This is a genomic window from Variovorax sp. LARHSF232 (assembly GCF_052871435.1).
In genome coordinates this window covers 406848-421745 of the sequence record NZ_JBIXJS010000001.1, presented here as the reverse complement: position 1 = coordinate 421745, position 14898 = coordinate 406848, and the positions used below count along the sequence as shown (strand labels likewise).

At 67.5% G+C, this 14898-nt stretch carries 17 protein-coding genes; 4 read left to right on the top strand and 13 right to left on the bottom strand.

The window, feature by feature from the left end; genetic code table 11:
- The first annotated feature begins 118 nt into the window (after positions 1 to 118).
- Positions 119 to 1108, top strand: a complete 990-nt coding sequence (locus ACIPRI_RS02045; RefSeq protein WP_446587980.1) for a Bug family tripartite tricarboxylate transporter substrate binding protein — start codon at positions 119 to 121, stop codon at positions 1106 to 1108.
- Positions 1109 to 1122: 14 nt separating this feature from the next.
- On the opposite strand, the gene ACIPRI_RS02040 is transcribed toward ACIPRI_RS02045, so the two are convergent.
- On the bottom strand, positions 1123 to 1941 hold the full coding sequence (locus tag ACIPRI_RS02040) for a metal-dependent hydrolase (protein WP_446587978.1): 819 nt from the start codon (positions 1939 to 1941) through the stop codon (positions 1123 to 1125).
- 52 nt (positions 1942 to 1993) lie between these two features.
- Entirely contained in the window at positions 1994 to 2956 is a 963-nt protein-coding gene (locus tag ACIPRI_RS02035) for a TauD/TfdA dioxygenase family protein (RefSeq protein ID WP_446587976.1), read from the bottom strand.
- Between the two features lie 186 nt (positions 2957 to 3142).
- On the opposite strand from ACIPRI_RS02035, the gene ACIPRI_RS02030 reads away from it, so the two are divergent.
- Genes ACIPRI_RS02030 through ACIPRI_RS02020 form a run of 3 tightly spaced genes read left to right on the top strand, consistent with a single transcriptional unit; the run spans position 3143 to position 4381 of the window.
- Entirely contained in the window at positions 3143 to 3493 is a 351-nt protein-coding gene (locus ACIPRI_RS02030; protein ID WP_446587974.1) for an ArsR/SmtB family transcription factor, read from the top strand.
- Positions 3480 to 3968 carry an SRPBCC family protein gene (locus tag ACIPRI_RS02025; RefSeq protein ID WP_446587972.1) on the top strand — a complete coding sequence of 163 codons (489 nt, stop codon included), beginning with the start codon at positions 3480 to 3482 and terminating at the stop codon, positions 3966 to 3968. The genes ACIPRI_RS02030 and ACIPRI_RS02025 overlap by 14 nt, the downstream gene beginning before the upstream one ends.
- Positions 3965 to 4381: a GFA family protein gene (locus tag ACIPRI_RS02020; RefSeq protein WP_446587970.1), complete on the top strand. Its 417-nt coding sequence runs from the start codon at positions 3965 to 3967 to the stop codon at positions 4379 to 4381. The genes ACIPRI_RS02025 and ACIPRI_RS02020 overlap by 4 nt, the downstream gene beginning before the upstream one ends.
- Positions 4382 to 4398: 17 nt before the next feature.
- Here ACIPRI_RS02020 and ACIPRI_RS02015 read toward each other — a convergent pair whose 3' ends face one another.
- From ACIPRI_RS02015 to ACIPRI_RS01965, 11 genes are all read right to left on the bottom strand, one after another.
- Entirely contained in the window at positions 4399 to 5298 is a 900-nt protein-coding gene (locus ACIPRI_RS02015) for a LysR family transcriptional regulator (RefSeq protein WP_446587968.1), read from the bottom strand.
- 16 nt (positions 5299 to 5314) lie between these two features.
- Positions 5315 to 5704 carry a monovalent cation/H(+) antiporter subunit G gene (mnhG, locus tag ACIPRI_RS02010; RefSeq protein WP_446587966.1) on the bottom strand — a complete coding sequence of 130 codons (390 nt, stop codon included), beginning with the start codon at positions 5702 to 5704 and terminating at the stop codon, positions 5315 to 5317.
- Positions 5705 to 5765: 61 nt separating this feature from the next.
- Positions 5766 to 6044: a K+/H+ antiporter subunit F gene (locus ACIPRI_RS02005; protein WP_446587964.1), complete on the bottom strand. Its 279-nt coding sequence runs from the start codon at positions 6042 to 6044 to the stop codon at positions 5766 to 5768.
- Between the two features lie 61 nt (positions 6045 to 6105).
- Positions 6106 to 6600, bottom strand: a complete 495-nt coding sequence (locus ACIPRI_RS02000; protein ID WP_446620356.1) for a Na+/H+ antiporter subunit E — start codon at positions 6598 to 6600, stop codon at positions 6106 to 6108.
- Positions 6600 to 8306, bottom strand: a complete 1707-nt coding sequence (locus ACIPRI_RS01995; protein WP_446587962.1) for a monovalent cation/H+ antiporter subunit D — start codon at positions 8304 to 8306, stop codon at positions 6600 to 6602. The genes ACIPRI_RS02000 and ACIPRI_RS01995 overlap by 1 nt, the downstream gene beginning before the upstream one ends.
- Positions 8303 to 8647 carry a Na+/H+ antiporter subunit C gene (locus ACIPRI_RS01990; RefSeq protein ID WP_446587960.1) on the bottom strand — a complete coding sequence of 115 codons (345 nt, stop codon included), beginning with the start codon at positions 8645 to 8647 and terminating at the stop codon, positions 8303 to 8305. The genes ACIPRI_RS01995 and ACIPRI_RS01990 overlap by 4 nt, the downstream gene beginning before the upstream one ends.
- Entirely contained in the window at positions 8647 to 11610 is a 2964-nt protein-coding gene (locus tag ACIPRI_RS01985; protein ID WP_446587958.1) for a monovalent cation/H+ antiporter subunit A, read from the bottom strand. Before ACIPRI_RS01985 ends, ACIPRI_RS01990 begins: the two co-directional genes overlap by 1 nt.
- 72 nt (positions 11611 to 11682) lie before the next feature.
- Positions 11683 to 12060, bottom strand: a complete 378-nt coding sequence (crcB, locus tag ACIPRI_RS01980; protein ID WP_446620355.1) for a fluoride efflux transporter CrcB — start codon at positions 12058 to 12060, stop codon at positions 11683 to 11685.
- Between the two features lie 5 nt (positions 12061 to 12065).
- Positions 12066 to 13379, bottom strand: coding sequence for a TRAP transporter large permease (locus tag ACIPRI_RS01975; RefSeq protein WP_446587956.1), 1314 nt, complete (start codon positions 13377 to 13379; stop codon positions 12066 to 12068).
- A 10-nt stretch (positions 13380 to 13389) separates the two neighbouring features.
- Positions 13390 to 13923 carry a TRAP transporter small permease gene (locus ACIPRI_RS01970; RefSeq protein WP_446587954.1) on the bottom strand — a complete coding sequence of 178 codons (534 nt, stop codon included), beginning with the start codon at positions 13921 to 13923 and terminating at the stop codon, positions 13390 to 13392.
- A 6-nt stretch (positions 13924 to 13929) separates the two neighbouring features.
- Positions 13930 to 14895, bottom strand: coding sequence for a TRAP transporter substrate-binding protein (locus tag ACIPRI_RS01965; RefSeq protein WP_446587952.1), 966 nt, complete (start codon positions 14893 to 14895; stop codon positions 13930 to 13932).
- Positions 14896 to 14898 lie beyond the last annotated feature (3 nt).

Genomic DNA, 14898 nt, shown 5'->3' with positions numbered 1-14898 from the left:
CTATGGGGCCAATCGCGAATCGCGAGGGGTGAGGCTGGTGCTCTCCTGCAAACTGCCTCGTTTGCACGCCCTGGAGATCAACCCAGTGGCAAGATCCCAGGACAGGAGACACCCCCCGATGAACACCACCCGCAGATTGCTGCTGACCGCGGCCGGCCTCGCGCTGGCCTTTCCGTTGACCGCCGTTCACGCCCAGAACGCGGCCGCCGCCTACCCCGCCAAGCCGATCCGCCTGATCGTGCCGTTCCCGCCCGGCGGCGGCACCGACATCCTGTCGCGCCTGGTCGCGACCAAGCTCACCGAAGTTGCGAAGTGGACGGTGGTGCCCGACAACCGCGCCGGCGCCGGCGGCACCATCGGCATCGCCGAGGCGGTGCGTGCCGCGCCCACGGGCTACGACATGGTGATGGGCCAGAAGGACAACATGGTCGTCGCGCCCTGGCTCTACAAGAACCTGAGCTACGAGCCGACCAAGGACCTGACGGCCGTCGCCCACGTGGCCTACACGCCGGTGGTGATCGTCACCCGCACCGACTCGCGTTTCAAGACGCTGAAGGACGTGGTCGACGCCGCGCGTGCCGAGCCTGACGCCATCACCTACGGATCGCCCGGCAACGGCACCACCATCCACCTGGCCGGCGAGATCTTCAAGAGTGCGGCCAATATCAAGATCCGCCACGTGCCCTACAAGGGCTCGAACGCGGCCATGATGGACGTGCTGGCCGGCAACGTGGACCTGATGGTGTCTTCGCTGCCCTCGGCCATGGCCCAGATCAAGGCCGGCAAGCTGCGCCCGCTGGCCGTCACCTCGGCCAAGCGCAGCACCACGCTGCCGGAGATTCCGACCGTGGCCGAGCTGGGCTACAAGGACTTCGACGTCAGTACCTGGTATGGCCTGTTCATGCCCGCGGCGACTCCCAGGGAGATCGTGATCAAGGTCAATGCCGAGGTGAACAGGCTCTTGGCCACGCCCGAGATGAAGGACGCGATCCACGCCCAGGGCGCCGAGCCGCAGGCGATGACGCCGGATCAGTTCGGTGCGCTGCTCAAGACCGACTACCAGAAGTGGAAGGGGATCGTGCAGGCGTCGGGGGCGACGATCGAGTAGTCGCGCCCAGGAGCCTACGTGCCAACCTGCGTATAGACCGCGCTGTTGGCTTCAAGCCAGCGGCGCGAGGCGCTGTCATCGTGCCGGGAGGGATGGAAGTCGGCGCGAAGGTAGTCCAGCCAGGGCCGGAAGATGCTGGTGACCAGGCCATGCCGGGCAAAGAGGAACACGCCGGCGTTCTTCCACGTCGACAGCTTCCACAGCGTGCCGTCGCGGCGCAGGTTGGCCACGGTCTGGCGAAGCATGTCGCCGACGAAGATCAGCGACACGCGGCGGAACCAGCGCTTGCGCCAGGCCTCGTTGCCGCCCACGGCGCGGTACAGGTCGAAGGCGGTGCTGCGATGCTCTGATTCTTCCGCGCTGTGCCACAGCCACAAGGTGCGCAGGCGCGCATCTTCTTCGCCCAGCCATTCCGGATGGCGCAGCATCCAGTCCGCGAAGATGGCCGTGAAATGCTCGTTGGCCGCCGTGATGCCCAGCCAATGCCGGATGTCGAAGCCCTCGAGCGCACCGAGACGCGCACGGGCGCGCGGCTCCCAGTCATTGACCAGGCCCGCGCTGTCCAGGTGTTCGTTGTACAGGGCGTGCAGCCGGCGATGCGTGGCCTCCTGGCCGACGAAGCCCTGCACCTCCGTGGCGAACTGCGCCTGCTGCTCTTCCGGCAGCGCCTTGAAGCCGCTGCGCACCGCATCGATGAAGAACTGCTCGCCGACCGGAAAGCTCATCGACAGCGCATTGAAGAAGGCGGTGCGAAAGGCATCGCCGCCGCACCAGTGGCGCGCGATCGGCGCCTGCATGTCCACGAGAAGGCGGCGAACGACGAGGGTGCTCATGGGGTGATTCTGCTCCTTCCGCGCGTTGGTACGCGAGATGTGAGAGCGGCGCTCAGGCGCTTTGCGCGATGAGCTCGTCGATGCGCTTGTCGTTGGTGGCTTCAGGTCGGCTGCGTGTGCGGCTGCGTTGGCCATCGATGGCCAACGCCGCTTCGCCATGCACCGTCACGCGCCGCACCACACGCGGCTGATCGCCGTAGTCGTCGATGGCGAAGTGCTGCGTCGCACGGTTGTCCCAGATCGCGACGTCGTCCTGCCGCCACTGCCAGCGCACGGTGTTCTCCAGCCGCGTGACGCGGCTTTGCAGCAGGTCGAAGATGCGCGCCGACTCGTTGCTCGACAGGTCCACCAGCTTCTTCACGAAGTGGCCCAGCAGGAGCGAACGCTCGCCCGACACCGGGTGCACATGCACCACCGGATGCTCGGCCTCGTACACCGCCGAGACAAACACCTTGCGGTGATGCGCGAGGCGCGCATCGTCGATCTGCGAGCGCTCGGCGCCGTAGTCATAGTCGTTGCTGTGGACCGCCCACAGGCCGTCGGCCAGTTGCTTGAGGGTCGCCGGCAGGCGCTCGTAGGCCAGCGCGGCATTGGCCCATACGGTATCGCCGCCATAGGCCGGAATCGTCACGCCGCGCAGGATCGAGATTTTCGGGAAAGCATCGACGAAGGTCACGTCGGTGTGCCACGAATCGGCGCGCCCGCCCTTGGAGGCATCGAGCTCGAACAGGCGCGTGCCTTGCGGCGCGGGCACGGTCGGGTGCGCCACCGTGCGCCCGAAGCGCGCGCCAAAGCCCTGGTGCGAGGCGTCGTCCAGCTGCGTCTGCCCGCGAAAGAACAGCACCTTGTGCCTCACCAGTGCGGCATTCAATTGGTCGATGGTGTGCTGCGGCAGGTCGGGCGCCAGCTTCAGGTCCAGCACCTCGCCGCCGATGTGGCCGGCCACGCGGCGAATGCGCAGGTCACCAAAGCGGGTGTCGAGAGAAGAAGAGGAAACGGGGGCAATGCTGCTCATGCGTGCGGGCCTCGAAGAAAGGAAGAAGCGATGCATTCTCGAAGTGCGGGCGCGTATGGCGAACGAACGAATCGTTGCTTTGAAATGAACGAATGATCTGTAGCGCATGAGACCTTTCGAATCCCGGCGCTTGACATGCAAGTAAATGCCTGCATATCATTGCCCCATGCTTTTTTTGCGAATCACATGGCACCTTCTGTTCAGACTGCCCAGATCGACAAGGTCTTCAAGGCGCTGGCCGACCCCAGCCGCAGGCATCTGCTCGACCTGCTTCATCGGGACAACGGCCAGACCCTCACGGCCCTTTGCGAGCACATGGACATGACGCGCCAGGCCGTGACCCAGCACCTGCAATTGCTGGAGGACGCCAACCTCGTGGCCGTCATCTGGCAGGGGCGCGAAAAGCTGCACTACCTCAACCCGGTGCCGCTGCACGAGATGTACGAGCGCTGGGTCCGCAAGTTCGAGCAGGGGCGCCTGGGTGCCTTGCAAAACCTGAAGAAGAGACTGGAGCGTGATGACGATGACAAAACCTGACTTTGTGTACGTGACCTACATCGCAACGACGCCGCAGAAGCTGTGGCAGGCGCTGACTGACCCGGACGTGGCGCGCCAGTACTGGCTGAACCCGGAGACCGATGACCCGGCGCATGTGAATGTGTCGGACTGGAAGCCTGGTTCCCGCTGGGCGCACCGTCGCGTCGATGAAGCCGGCACGGTCGACGTGGTGGGCCAGGTGCTCGAGAGCGATCCGCCCAGACGGCTGGTGCTCAGCTGGGCCCGGCCCAAGGACAGCGAAGACGCGTCAATGCACTCGCGGGTTGCATTCGACATCGAGTCGAAGGTCGGCGGCATGGTGCGGCTGACGGTGGTGCACGACCAGCTGGAGAACGACCCCCAGATGCACTCGGCCATCTCGGGCGGCTGGCCCATGATTCTCTCCAACCTCAAGACGCTGCTGGAAACCGGCAAGGCGCTGCGGCGCCCCGATCTCGAAAGGAAGCCATCATGAGCAAGCCCTACACCGGCGGCTGCGCCTGCGGCGCGATCCGCTACGACATCGCCGGCGAACCGCTGGCGATGAACGATTGCCAGTGCCGCGACTGCCAGCGCACGAGCGGCACCGGGCACGGCTCCTACCTGAGCTTCCCGCGCGCGGGCGTGACGCTCAGCGGCCAGGGCACGCATTGGGACATGGTCGCTGATAGCGGCAACGTGAAGACCCGCGGCTTCTGTCCCGTCTGCGGCTCGCCGGTCTATCTGACCTTCGCGGCCATGCCCGAGGTCTTCACCGTGCACGCCGCGAGCCTGGACGACCCGGGCCGCTACCAGCCGACGATGCTGACCTATACCGTGCGCGGCCACGCCTGGGACCCTGTCGATCCGGCCTTGCAGAGCTTCGACCGGATGCCGCCTGGCGCTTGATCCGGCCCCCGGGGCGCTCAGCGCTCGTGCTTCACGAACTCGCAGATGAAATCGACGAAGCTCTGCGCCGCCGGCGACAGCGATCGCGCCGCAGCGCTGTAGATGCACACCTCGCGGTAGAACACCGGATCGACCAGCGGCCGCATGGCCAGGCCGTGCCCCTGCACCAGCGGAGCCGCATACGAAGGGCAGGCGGTCACGCCCAGGCCGGCGGCCACCAGCCCCAGCGCGGTGGTCATGTACGACACCTGGTGCACCGGCAACACCAGCGGCGCGGACAGGCCGGCAGCCGCCAGCTCGGGCTCGAGCCGGCGCATGAAGTCGTGCGTGGGCGCAATGAAGGGCAGACCGGCCAGTTCGCGCCAGCGCACCTGCTTCTTGCGGGCCAGCCGGTGGTCGGTCTGGCAGATGAAGTGATGGCGGTCGCGCAGCAGCGGCTGGCGTGTCAGTTCGGATGGGGCCGCGCCGTCGGGGCCGACGGCCAGCTCCACCTGTGCCGACAGCACGCGCTCCAGCATCAGCTCGGGCACCGTGTCCCACAGCTGCACTTCGACGTCGGGGAACTGCTGGCGGTAGGCGGCGATCACGCGCGGCATCAGGGTGCAGGCCATCATCTGCGGCGCGGCCACGCGCAACAGGCCCTTCTTCTTGTCGCGCAGCTCGCCCACGCTGTGCACCGCGTCCTCCAGTTCGCGCAGCACGCGCTGGGCAAAGGGGTAGAGGTCGCGGCCGGCTTCCGACAACTCCACTCGCCGCGTGTTGCGGTCCAAGAGGCGCACACCCAGTTCGGCTTCCAGCTCGCGCACCAGCACGCTCATGGCGGCCTGGGTCAGGTGCAGCTGGCGCGCGGCTTCGGTAAAGCTGGCGCAGTCCGCCACCGCGATGAAGGCCCGCAGCTGGCGCAGGGTGAGGTTCATGCCGCTCGGGTGGCGATCAGCGCGATTCGCTTTTATCGGGCGTCGGCGACACCGACGCCGGCGGCACCTTGTGCGAGCGCAGCTCGTTCATGCGTTCCCGGAACAGGGCGGCGCGCATCAGGAAGATGGTGGTGACAGGCGCGGTCAGTGCCACGAAGATGGCGATCAGCACCGCATGCAGGAACAGGCTGGCGCCCTGCACCGAGAAGTAGACGCTGGTGGCGATCATCGTGCACCACACGCCCACGGTGGCGCCCAGCGTGGGCGCGTGGATGCGGCGGAAAAATGTCGGCAGCCGCACCAGGCCGAAGGAGCCGATGGCGGCAAAGGCCGCGCCCACCACCGCGAAGATTCCCGTGAGCACTTCGGCCCACAGAGGCAAGGGGCCGACGATGAGGTCGGTCATTCGGAAATCTCCGTGCTGCAAACGTAGGTGCGAGCCCCCTTCGGAGCGGCCGGGCGGGGGCTCATTCGATCACCTCGCCGCGCAGCAGGAACTTGGCCAGGGCGGTCGAGCCGACAAAGCCGAACAGCGCGATCAGCATGGCCGCCTCGAAGTACACGGCGCTCGCGTAGTTGATGCCCAGCACCAGCATCATCAGCATGCCGTTGATGTACAGGCAATCCAGCGCGGTGATGCGGTCCTGCGCGGTGGGGCCTGCCAGCAGGCGATAGAGCGCGCACAGCATGGCCACGGCCAGCAGCAGCAGCGCCAGCTTCAAGGACCAGAAGAGCACGGGGGTCATTGGGTCAGCTCCCTGCTATGCACCGCGGTGCGAGCCCTCTTCGGAGCGGCCGGGCGGGGGTTCATGATTCAAAGATCTCCATCAGCGGGCGCTCGTAGCGCGACTTGACGAGGGCAATGAAGGCCTCGTCGTCGCGCAGGTCGAACACGTGGATGATCAAGGTGCTTCGGTCAAAGGACAGCTCGGCCCAGGCGGTGCCCGGCGTCAGGCAGAAGATCATGGCCAGCACCGCCAGGCCGTTCGGGTCGCGCATGTCCATCGGGATCTGGACGAAGTGCGAGGCGATGTCGCGCGTGCGGTGGGTCAGCAGCAGGCGCGCCACGTCCCAGGCCGACTGCAGCAGGTCCTGCAGCACGTGGCCGGCCAGCTTCAGCATGACAAGGGGCCGCCGCACCGTTGCGTGCTTGGGGCGCAGGCTGCGCGTCAGCAGCGGCACCGCCACCGCCAGCAGCGCGGCCAGCAGCAAGGTGGCCGGGTGCACCGACTGGTTCAAGAGGATCCACACCACGAACAGGGCCAGCGACAGGGCTGTCGAGGGTATCCAGCGCTTGAGCATCACGGTTGGCCTTTCTTCTCGGGAGACGGCAGCGTCGGCTTTTGGCGTGCCTGCAGCACCGCGCGGCGGTACTCCTGTGGCGCGCGCAGGGCCTGGGCGGTGGCGCTTGCATGCTGCATCACGTGGCCGGCGCCCAGGGTCAGTGCCAGGCTGGCGGCGATGAGGCCGGCCACCGGCAGCACTTCCAAGGCACGCAGGGTAGGCTGCCCGCCGTCGGGCGAGGTCCAGAAGTGCCGGATGCCGGCGCGGCTCAGCGCCACCAGGGTAAAGAAGCCCGACACCAGCAGCAACGCCAGGAAGAGCCAGCCGGCCGCGCTCACTCGCGGCACCTCCAGCACGCCGGCCAACATCGCGAACTTGCCGATGAAGCCCGACAGCGGCGGCAGGCCCGCCAGCAGCAGGGTGCAGGCCACGAAGGCCAGGCCGAGAAAAGCAACGCCGGCCGGAATGGCGCGGCCGTAGAGCGCCTGCGCGTCATCGTCCAGGTTGACGTCGGCCAGCGGCTTGAGGTCTTCCGCCAGGAAGGGGGCCGCCCCGGCCGACTCGAAGGCCGCGATGCTGGCACCGGCATTGCGCCAGCGTTCGATCATGTCGATCAAAAGGAAGAAGCCGGACGCCGCCAGGGTCGAGCTCAGCAGGTAGTACAGGGCGCCGGCCCATACGCCGGGCTGGGCCAGCCCGATGGCTGCCAGCAATGTGCCGGCCGACATCAGCACGCTGAAGCTGGCAAGGTTGGCCAGCCGCTGGGTGCCGATGGTGCCGAGTGCGGCCACGAACAGCGTGATCAGGCCCAGGGCCGTCAGCACGTTCTGTCCGAAGTACTCGGCCGCAGGCGTGGCGTCGCCGGCGAAGAACAGCGTCCACAGGCGCAGCACGGTGTACACGCCCAGCTTGGTCAGCAGGGTGAAGACGGCACTGACCGGCAGCACCGCCGCGCTGTAGGCCGGCACCAGCCAGAAGTTGAGCGGCCAGGCGCCGGCCTTGGCGAAGAAGGCGGTGGCCAGGATGGCGCCGGCCGCATGCACCAGGCCGCGGTCGGCGGCGGGCAGCTGCGCGATGCGCGCGCTGAGGTCAGCCATGTTGAGCGTGCCGGTCACGCCATACATCAGCGCCGCGCCCACCAGGAACAGCGCCGAAGCCACCAGGTTGATGGCGATGTAGTGCAGCCCGGCGCGCGCGCGCAGCTTGCCCGAGCCGTGCAGCAGCAGGCCGTAGGAAGCGGCCAGCATCACTTCGAAAAAGACGAACAGGTTGAACAGGTCGCCGGTCAGGAAGGCGCCGTTCAGGCCCATCAGCTGGAGCTGCAAGAGCGGATGGAAATGCACGCCGGCGCGGTCCCAGCGCGAGGTGGAATAGATGGAGGCGGCAAAGGCGACGACGCCGGTCAGCGCCACCATCATGCTGGACAGGCGGTCGGCCACCAGCACGATGCCGAAGGGCGCGCGCCAGTTGCCCGGCAGGTAGACGCCGATCGAGCCCGGGCCGCTGCCGGTGTCCGGTGCATTGACCCAGCGCAGCAGTGCCAGCGCGACCAGGAGGCCCAGCAGGCCCGACACCACCGCCAGTACCGACTTGAGCCGGCGGTGCCGCTCTTCGAGGGTGAGCATCAGGCCCGCCGTGACCAGCGGCAGCAGGATCGGCGCCGCCACCAGGTGCGGCATGGTGGCGTCCAGCAGGCGGTCGACCAGGGCGAAGAACTGGATCATCGTTCCCCCTCTTCGCCGTCCACGTGGTCGGTGTCGTGCAGCCCGCGCGTGGCCAGCAGCACCACCAGGAACAGGGCCGTCATGGCAAAGCCGATCACGATGGCGGTCAGCACCAGGGCTTGCGGCATCGGGTCGGCGGTGTTGATCATGGTCGAGGCGATGCCTGGAATCAGGATCGGCTCGCTGTCCACCTTGAGCCGGCCCATGCTGAAGATGAACAGGTTGACCGCATAGGACAGCAGGGTCAGGCCCATGATCACCTGGAAGCTGCGCGGGCGCAGCAGCAGGTAGACGCCCGAGCCGGTGAGGACGCCGATGGCGATGGCGAGCACGGCTTGCATCAGGCGCCCGCTCCCTGCAGTGCCACTGCCGCTTCCCGGGCCGCGGCTTCCTCTGCTTCGGTGCGCTCGAGCTGCTCTTCGGCCCAGCGGTGACTGCGGATCGACTGGTGGGCCAGCGCGGTGAGGATCAGCATGGTCGAGCCCAGCACCAGCGTGAAGACGCCGATGTCGAAGAACAGCGCGCTGGGCACATGCACTTCGCCCAGGAGCGGCAGATCGAGGTGCGCCGTGTGCGTGGTGAGAAAGGGAAAGTCCAGCAGCACGGCGCCGCCGCCGGTGGCCAGCGCCAGCAGCAGCCCGGTGGCGATCCAGCGGCGCGGATAGATGCGCAGGTGCTCTTCGACCCATTCGGCGCCCGAGACGATGTACTGCAGCAGCAGCGCCACCGACATCACCAGGCCGGCCACGAAGCCGCCGCCCGGCTGGTTGTGGCCGCGCATGAAGAAGTAGACCGACACCAGCACCGACAGCGGCAGCAGCAGCCGTACCAGCACCGCCGGCACCATCAGGTAGCCGATGGCGGTGTCCTGCAAGAGGCGCGGATTCACCAGGTCGCTGTGGCCGTAGGGCGAATGCGGCACCAGTTGCTGGGGCGGCAGCGCCATCGATTCGGCGGCGGGGCGAAAGCGCCGCAGCAGCGCATAGACGGTGAGCGCCACCGCGCCCAGCACGGTGATCTCGCCGAAGGTGTCGAAGCCGCGGAAGTCCACCAGCATCACGTTCACGACGTTGGTGCCGCCGCCTTCGCTCAGCGCGTGGTCGAGGAAGAAGGCGGAAATGCTCTGCGGGAAGGGCCGCGTCATCAAGATCCAGGACAGCGCCGCCATGCCGCAACCGGCGGCGCCGGCAACCGCCAGGTCGCGGCTGCGCCGGCCCCAGCGGCGCCAGCGCGAACCCGCCGGCTGCGCGCCCGCCTTGCGCAGCGGCAGCCAGCGCAGGCCCAGCAGGATCAGCACCGTGGTCACCACCTCGGCGATGAGCTGCGTCAGCGCCAGGTCGGGTGCGGAGAACCAGATGAAGGTGATGCAGCACACCAGGCCGGCGGCGGAGGTCAGCATGAGCGCCGCCAGCCGGTGGAACTTGGCCTGCCAGGCTGCGGCCACGGCGCAGATGCCGCCGATCAGCCAGGTCATGGCGAACATGGTGGAGAAGGGCAGCAGCTCGCTCGGCGTGTGGTGCGCCGGCTGCACGTAGAGCGAGACGGCCGCGCCCGACACGGCCAGCAGCACCATCAGCAGCAGCTGGGTCTGCAGGCGCCGCGTGCCCAGGATGCGGCGGCCACGCCGTCCGCCTTCGCTCAGGCGCGCCAGCGTGTTCTCGAAGGCGCGCTGGCCGTCGAAGCGGTGCAGCAGCGGCGTCACCTCGAGGCCGCCCCGTGCACGCAGGCGCCGCTGCAACCGATAGATGAGCACGCCGCCGGCCAGCGCCACGAAGCTCATCAGCAGGGGCAGGTTGAAGCCATGCCACAGGGCCAGGGTGTAGTCGGGCAAGGTGCCGCCCACCACAGGGCGCGCGGCCGCGGCGAGCATCGGGCCGACCGACCAGGCCGGTGCGACGCCCACCACCAGGCAGATCACCACCAGGACCTCGCCCGGCACTCGCATCCAGCGCGGCGGCTCGTGTGGGGTCTTGGGCACGTCGGGGCCGCAGGGCGGGCCGAAGAACACGTCCACCACCAGGCGCAGCGAATAGGCCACGCTGAACATGCCGGCCAGCGTGGCGGCCAGCGGCAGGCCGATGTTCATCCATGGCGCCGCCTGGATGAAGGTGGTCTCGGCGAAGAACATTTCCTTGGAAAGGAAGCCGTTGAGCAGCGGCACGCCGGCCATGGCCGCGCTCGCGATGATGGCCAGCGTGCCGGTGATGGGCATCAGCTTCAAGAGGCCGCTGAGCTTGCGGATGTCGCGCGTGCCGCTCTCGTGGTCGATGATGCCGGCCGCCATGAAGAGGGACGCCTTGAAGGTGGCGTGGTTCATCACGTGGAAGACCGCCGCCACCGCCGCCATCGGGCTGCCCAGGCCCAGCAGCAGCACGATGAGGCCCAGGTGCGAGATGGTGGAGTAGGCCAAGAGCGCCTTCAGGTCGCGCTGGAACATCGCCAAGTAGCCGCCAAGCAGCAAGGTGGTGGCGCCGGTGCAGGTGACCAGCCAGAACCAGGCGTCGGTGCCCGAGAGAACCGGCCACAGGCGCGCCAGCAGGAACACGCCCAGCTTCACCATGGTGGCCGAATGCAGATAGGCCGACACCGGGGTCGGCGCCGCCATGGCGCGCGGCAGCCAGAAGTGGAAAGGAAACTGCGCGCTCTTGGTGAAGGCGCCCAGCAGCACCAGCAGCAGCGCCGGCAGATAGAGGGCATCGGCGCGGATCTTGTCGCCGGCGGCCAGCACGGTGCTGAGCTCGTAGCTGCCGACGATGCGGCCCAGGATCAGCACGCCGGCCAGCAGGCACAAGCCCCCCGCGCCAGTCACGGTGAGCGCCATGCGGGCGCCGCGGCGCGCGTCGCGCCGGTGGTGCCAGTAGCCGATCAAGAGAAAGGAAAACAGGCTGGTGAGTTCCCAGAACAGCACCAGCTGGATGAGGTTGCCCGACAGCACCACGCCCATCATCGCGCCCATGAAGGCGAGGAAGAAGGCGAAGAAGCGCGGCACCGGGTCCGAGGAGGACATGTAGTAGCGCGCATAGAGCACCACCAGCGCGCCGACGCCCAGCACCAGCATGGCGAATAGCCAGGCAAAGCCGTCCAGCCGCAGCACGATGTCCAGCCCCAGCGCGGGTATCCAGCGGAAGCGCTCGACGATCACCTCGCCCTGTGCGACCCGCGGAAAGAGCCACGCGATCTGGATGGTGCAGCCGAGCGCGACAAGGCCCGCCAGCGTCGACTCCCGGTTGCGCGCGTTGGCGGGCATCAGGGCCGCAAGAATGCTGGCGATGAAGGGGAGCGCGATAACGAGGACCAGCGGCATCGCGGCCGATTCTATAGACCGACCGTGCCAGCTTGACGCGTGCGCGTGTACCGCGCGGGCCGGAGCGACGGATCAGGCTGCAGTGAATGCGTGCACCGTGCGCACGCCGAGCCATGTCAGCAGCAGCGAGCCGCACACGTGCGAGGCCGCGGTGGCCAGCGCGATACCCAGCCGCCCCTCCATCAGCATCGTGACGACCTCGATCGAGAAGCTGGAAAAGGTGGTGAGCCCGCCCAGAAAGCCGGTGACCAGCGCCATGCGCCACACGGGCGAGATGTCGGGCAGCAGGGCCAGGCCGGCCACCACCACACCGATCAGGTAGCCGCCGATCAGGTTGGCGGCCAGCGTGCCCAATGGCACAGCGCCCATGCCCAGCCAGAGCGTGAGGCCCCAGCGCGCCAGTGCGCCGATGGCGGCGCCCAGGCTGATGGCGATGACGGCCGGCAGCAGCGCGCTCACTTCTCCACGCCCATCACCGCATTCGGCAGCACCGTGACGATGCCCGGAAAGACCGTGATGAGCGCGATGCACGCCACCAGGCAGAAGAAGAAGGGGATGGCCGCCTTGGCAATGATGTTGCTGTCCTTGCCCGTCATGTTCTGCAGCACGAACAGGTTGAAACCCACCGGCGGCGTGACCTCGGCGATCTCCACCAGCAGCACCACGAAGATGCCGAACCACACCAGGTCGAAGCCGGCCTTCTGCACCATCGGCAGCACCACAGCGGCGGTGAGCACGATCATGCTGATGCCGTCGAGCGCGGTGCCCAGCACCAGGTAAACCAGCACCAGTGCGCTGATCAGGGCGTAGGGCGAGAGGTGCATGCTGTCCACCCACTCGGCCAGCTCGCGCGGGATGCCGGTGAAGGCCATGGTCTTGGTCAGGAACGCGGCGCCGGCCAGGATGAACATGATCATGCAGCTGGTGCGCGTGGCGCCCATCAGCCCGTCCTTGAAGTTCTGCCATGTCAGGCTCCTGCCCCAGGCCGCGATGGCCAGCGAGCCCAGCACGCCGAAGGCCGCGCACTCGGTGGCGGTGGCCCAGCCGGCCACCAGCACCCAGACGATGAAGACGATGAGCAGTCCGCAGGGAATCAGGTTGCCCGAGAGCCGGATCTTCTGAATGAAGCTCGTCGGCGGGTCGGCCGGTGGCACCTGGTCGGGATGGGTGAGGCTCCACCAGCCGATGTAGCCCGAGAACAGCAGCATCAACAAGAGGCCCGGCAGGAAACCGGCCAGGAAGATGCGGATGATGGAGGCGTCGGCTGCCACCGCGTAGACCACCATCGTGATCGAAGGCGGGATCAGGATGCCCAGCGTGCCGGCGGTGGCCAGCGAGCCGATGGCCAGCTTCTCGTTGTAGCCGCGGCGCTTCAGTTCGGGCAGCGCCACCTTGGCGATGGTGGCGCAGGTGGCGGCCGAAGAACCCGAGACCGAGCCGAACACGCCGCAGCCCAGGATGGTGGTGTGCATCAGGCGCCCGGGCACCTTGTTGAGCCAGGGGCGCAGTCCTTCGAACATCTCCTCGCTGAGCTTGGTGCGAAACAGGATTTCGCCCATCCAGATGAACAGCGGCAGCGCGGCGAGCTCCCAGCTGGCGTTGCTTTCCCAAAAGGCGGAAAACAGGTTCTTGCCCGGCAGCGTGTTGGTGAAGAAGGCCTGGCCGACCCAGCCGACGATGGCCAGGGTCATGGCGATCCAGACGCCGCCGGCCAGCAGCACCAGCATGATGGCGAGCAGCAGCGCGCCCATGAGAAGAGTGTCGAGCATGGGCCTGTCTTCAGATGTCGGAAGAAAAATCGCCGGCGGCGTGCCGCTCTTCGACCGCGCGCTGGTAGCTGGGCTTTTCGCCGCGCAGCACGCCGACCAGCTCGTCGATCATGGCAATCAGCAGCAGCCAGCAGCCGATCACGAAAGTGGACTGCGGAATCCAGATGGGAATGACCAGGAGGCCCGTCGCCATTTCGGCAAAGGCGTAGCTCTCCCAGGTGAAGCTGGTGGCCCAGTAGGTGAGGTAGCTCACCGCCACCGCCGCGATCAGGAGGCAGCTGACGTCGAGCGCGCGCCGCACCTTGGGCGGCACCGCATCGAGCAGCAAGGTGACGCGCACGAAGTCGCCGTGCCTGAAGGCATGCGCCATGGCAAAGAACGCGGCGGCGGCGCACAGCCAGGCCACCGCGTCGTTCAGCCCGCTGACGTGCCAGTTCACCTGGCGGCCGACGCCGGCCACGATCATCAGCACGAAGATCAGGAACACGCAGAAGGCACCGAGGGCGCCTGCGCCCTGGTAGAGACCATCCAGCAGCCGGCGCATCGCGGCCTACTTCTTGTAGGCGTCGATGATCGCCTTGCCATCTGCGCCGGCGGCCTTGAGCCAGTCGGCCTGCATGATGCCGCCGACCTGGCGCATGTCGGCGTCCAGCTTGGCCGAGGGCTTGTGGATCTTCATGCCGCGTTCGGTCAACAGGCGCTTGTACTCGTCGTTCTTCTCCTGAGCCACCTTCCAGCCGCGCGCTTCCGCGTCGGCTGCCGCCTTGGTCAGCGCCGCCTTGGTGGCCGGGTCGAGCGCTTCGAAGGCCTTGAGGTTGACCAGCACCGCGTTCTTCGGAATCCAGGCCTGGGTGTCGTAGAAGTTCTTGATGTGCTCGTAGGTCTTGGTGTCGTAGCCGGTGGAGCCGGAACTCATGTAGCTCTCGATGACGCCGGTGGCCATGGCCTGGCTCAGTTCGGCCTGCTGGATCTGCACCGGCTGCGCGCCGATCAGCTCGGCGATCTTGGCGGTGGCCGGGCTGTAGGCGCGCCACTTGATGCCGCGCAGGTCGGCCACCGAGGCGATTTCCTTCTTCACGTAGATGCCCTGTGGCGCCCAGGGCACCACGAACAGCACCTTCATGCCCTGGGCCGCCAGCAGCTTGTCGAGGGCCGGCTTGGACACGTCGTGGAGCTTCTTGGCTTCGGGGTAGGTGGTGGCCAGGAAAGGCACGCCGTCCAGTGCGTAGATCGGGTTCTCGTTGGCGAAGTTGGCCAGCAGGATCTCGCCGGCCTGCGCCTGGCTGCTCTGCACCGCGCGCTTGATCTCGGGCGCCTTGAACAGCGAGGCATTGGGATGCACCGCGATCTTGAGCTTGCCGCCCGTGGCGGCGTCCACATCCTTGGCGAACTGCGTGATGTTCTCGGTGTGGTAGTTGGCCGGCGGGTAGGCGGTGGGCAGGTCCCATTTGGTTTGAGCCTGGGCGGCAAGGGCCAGGCTGAGTCCGGCGAGGGCGACGCAGAGCTTGCGATTCATGGG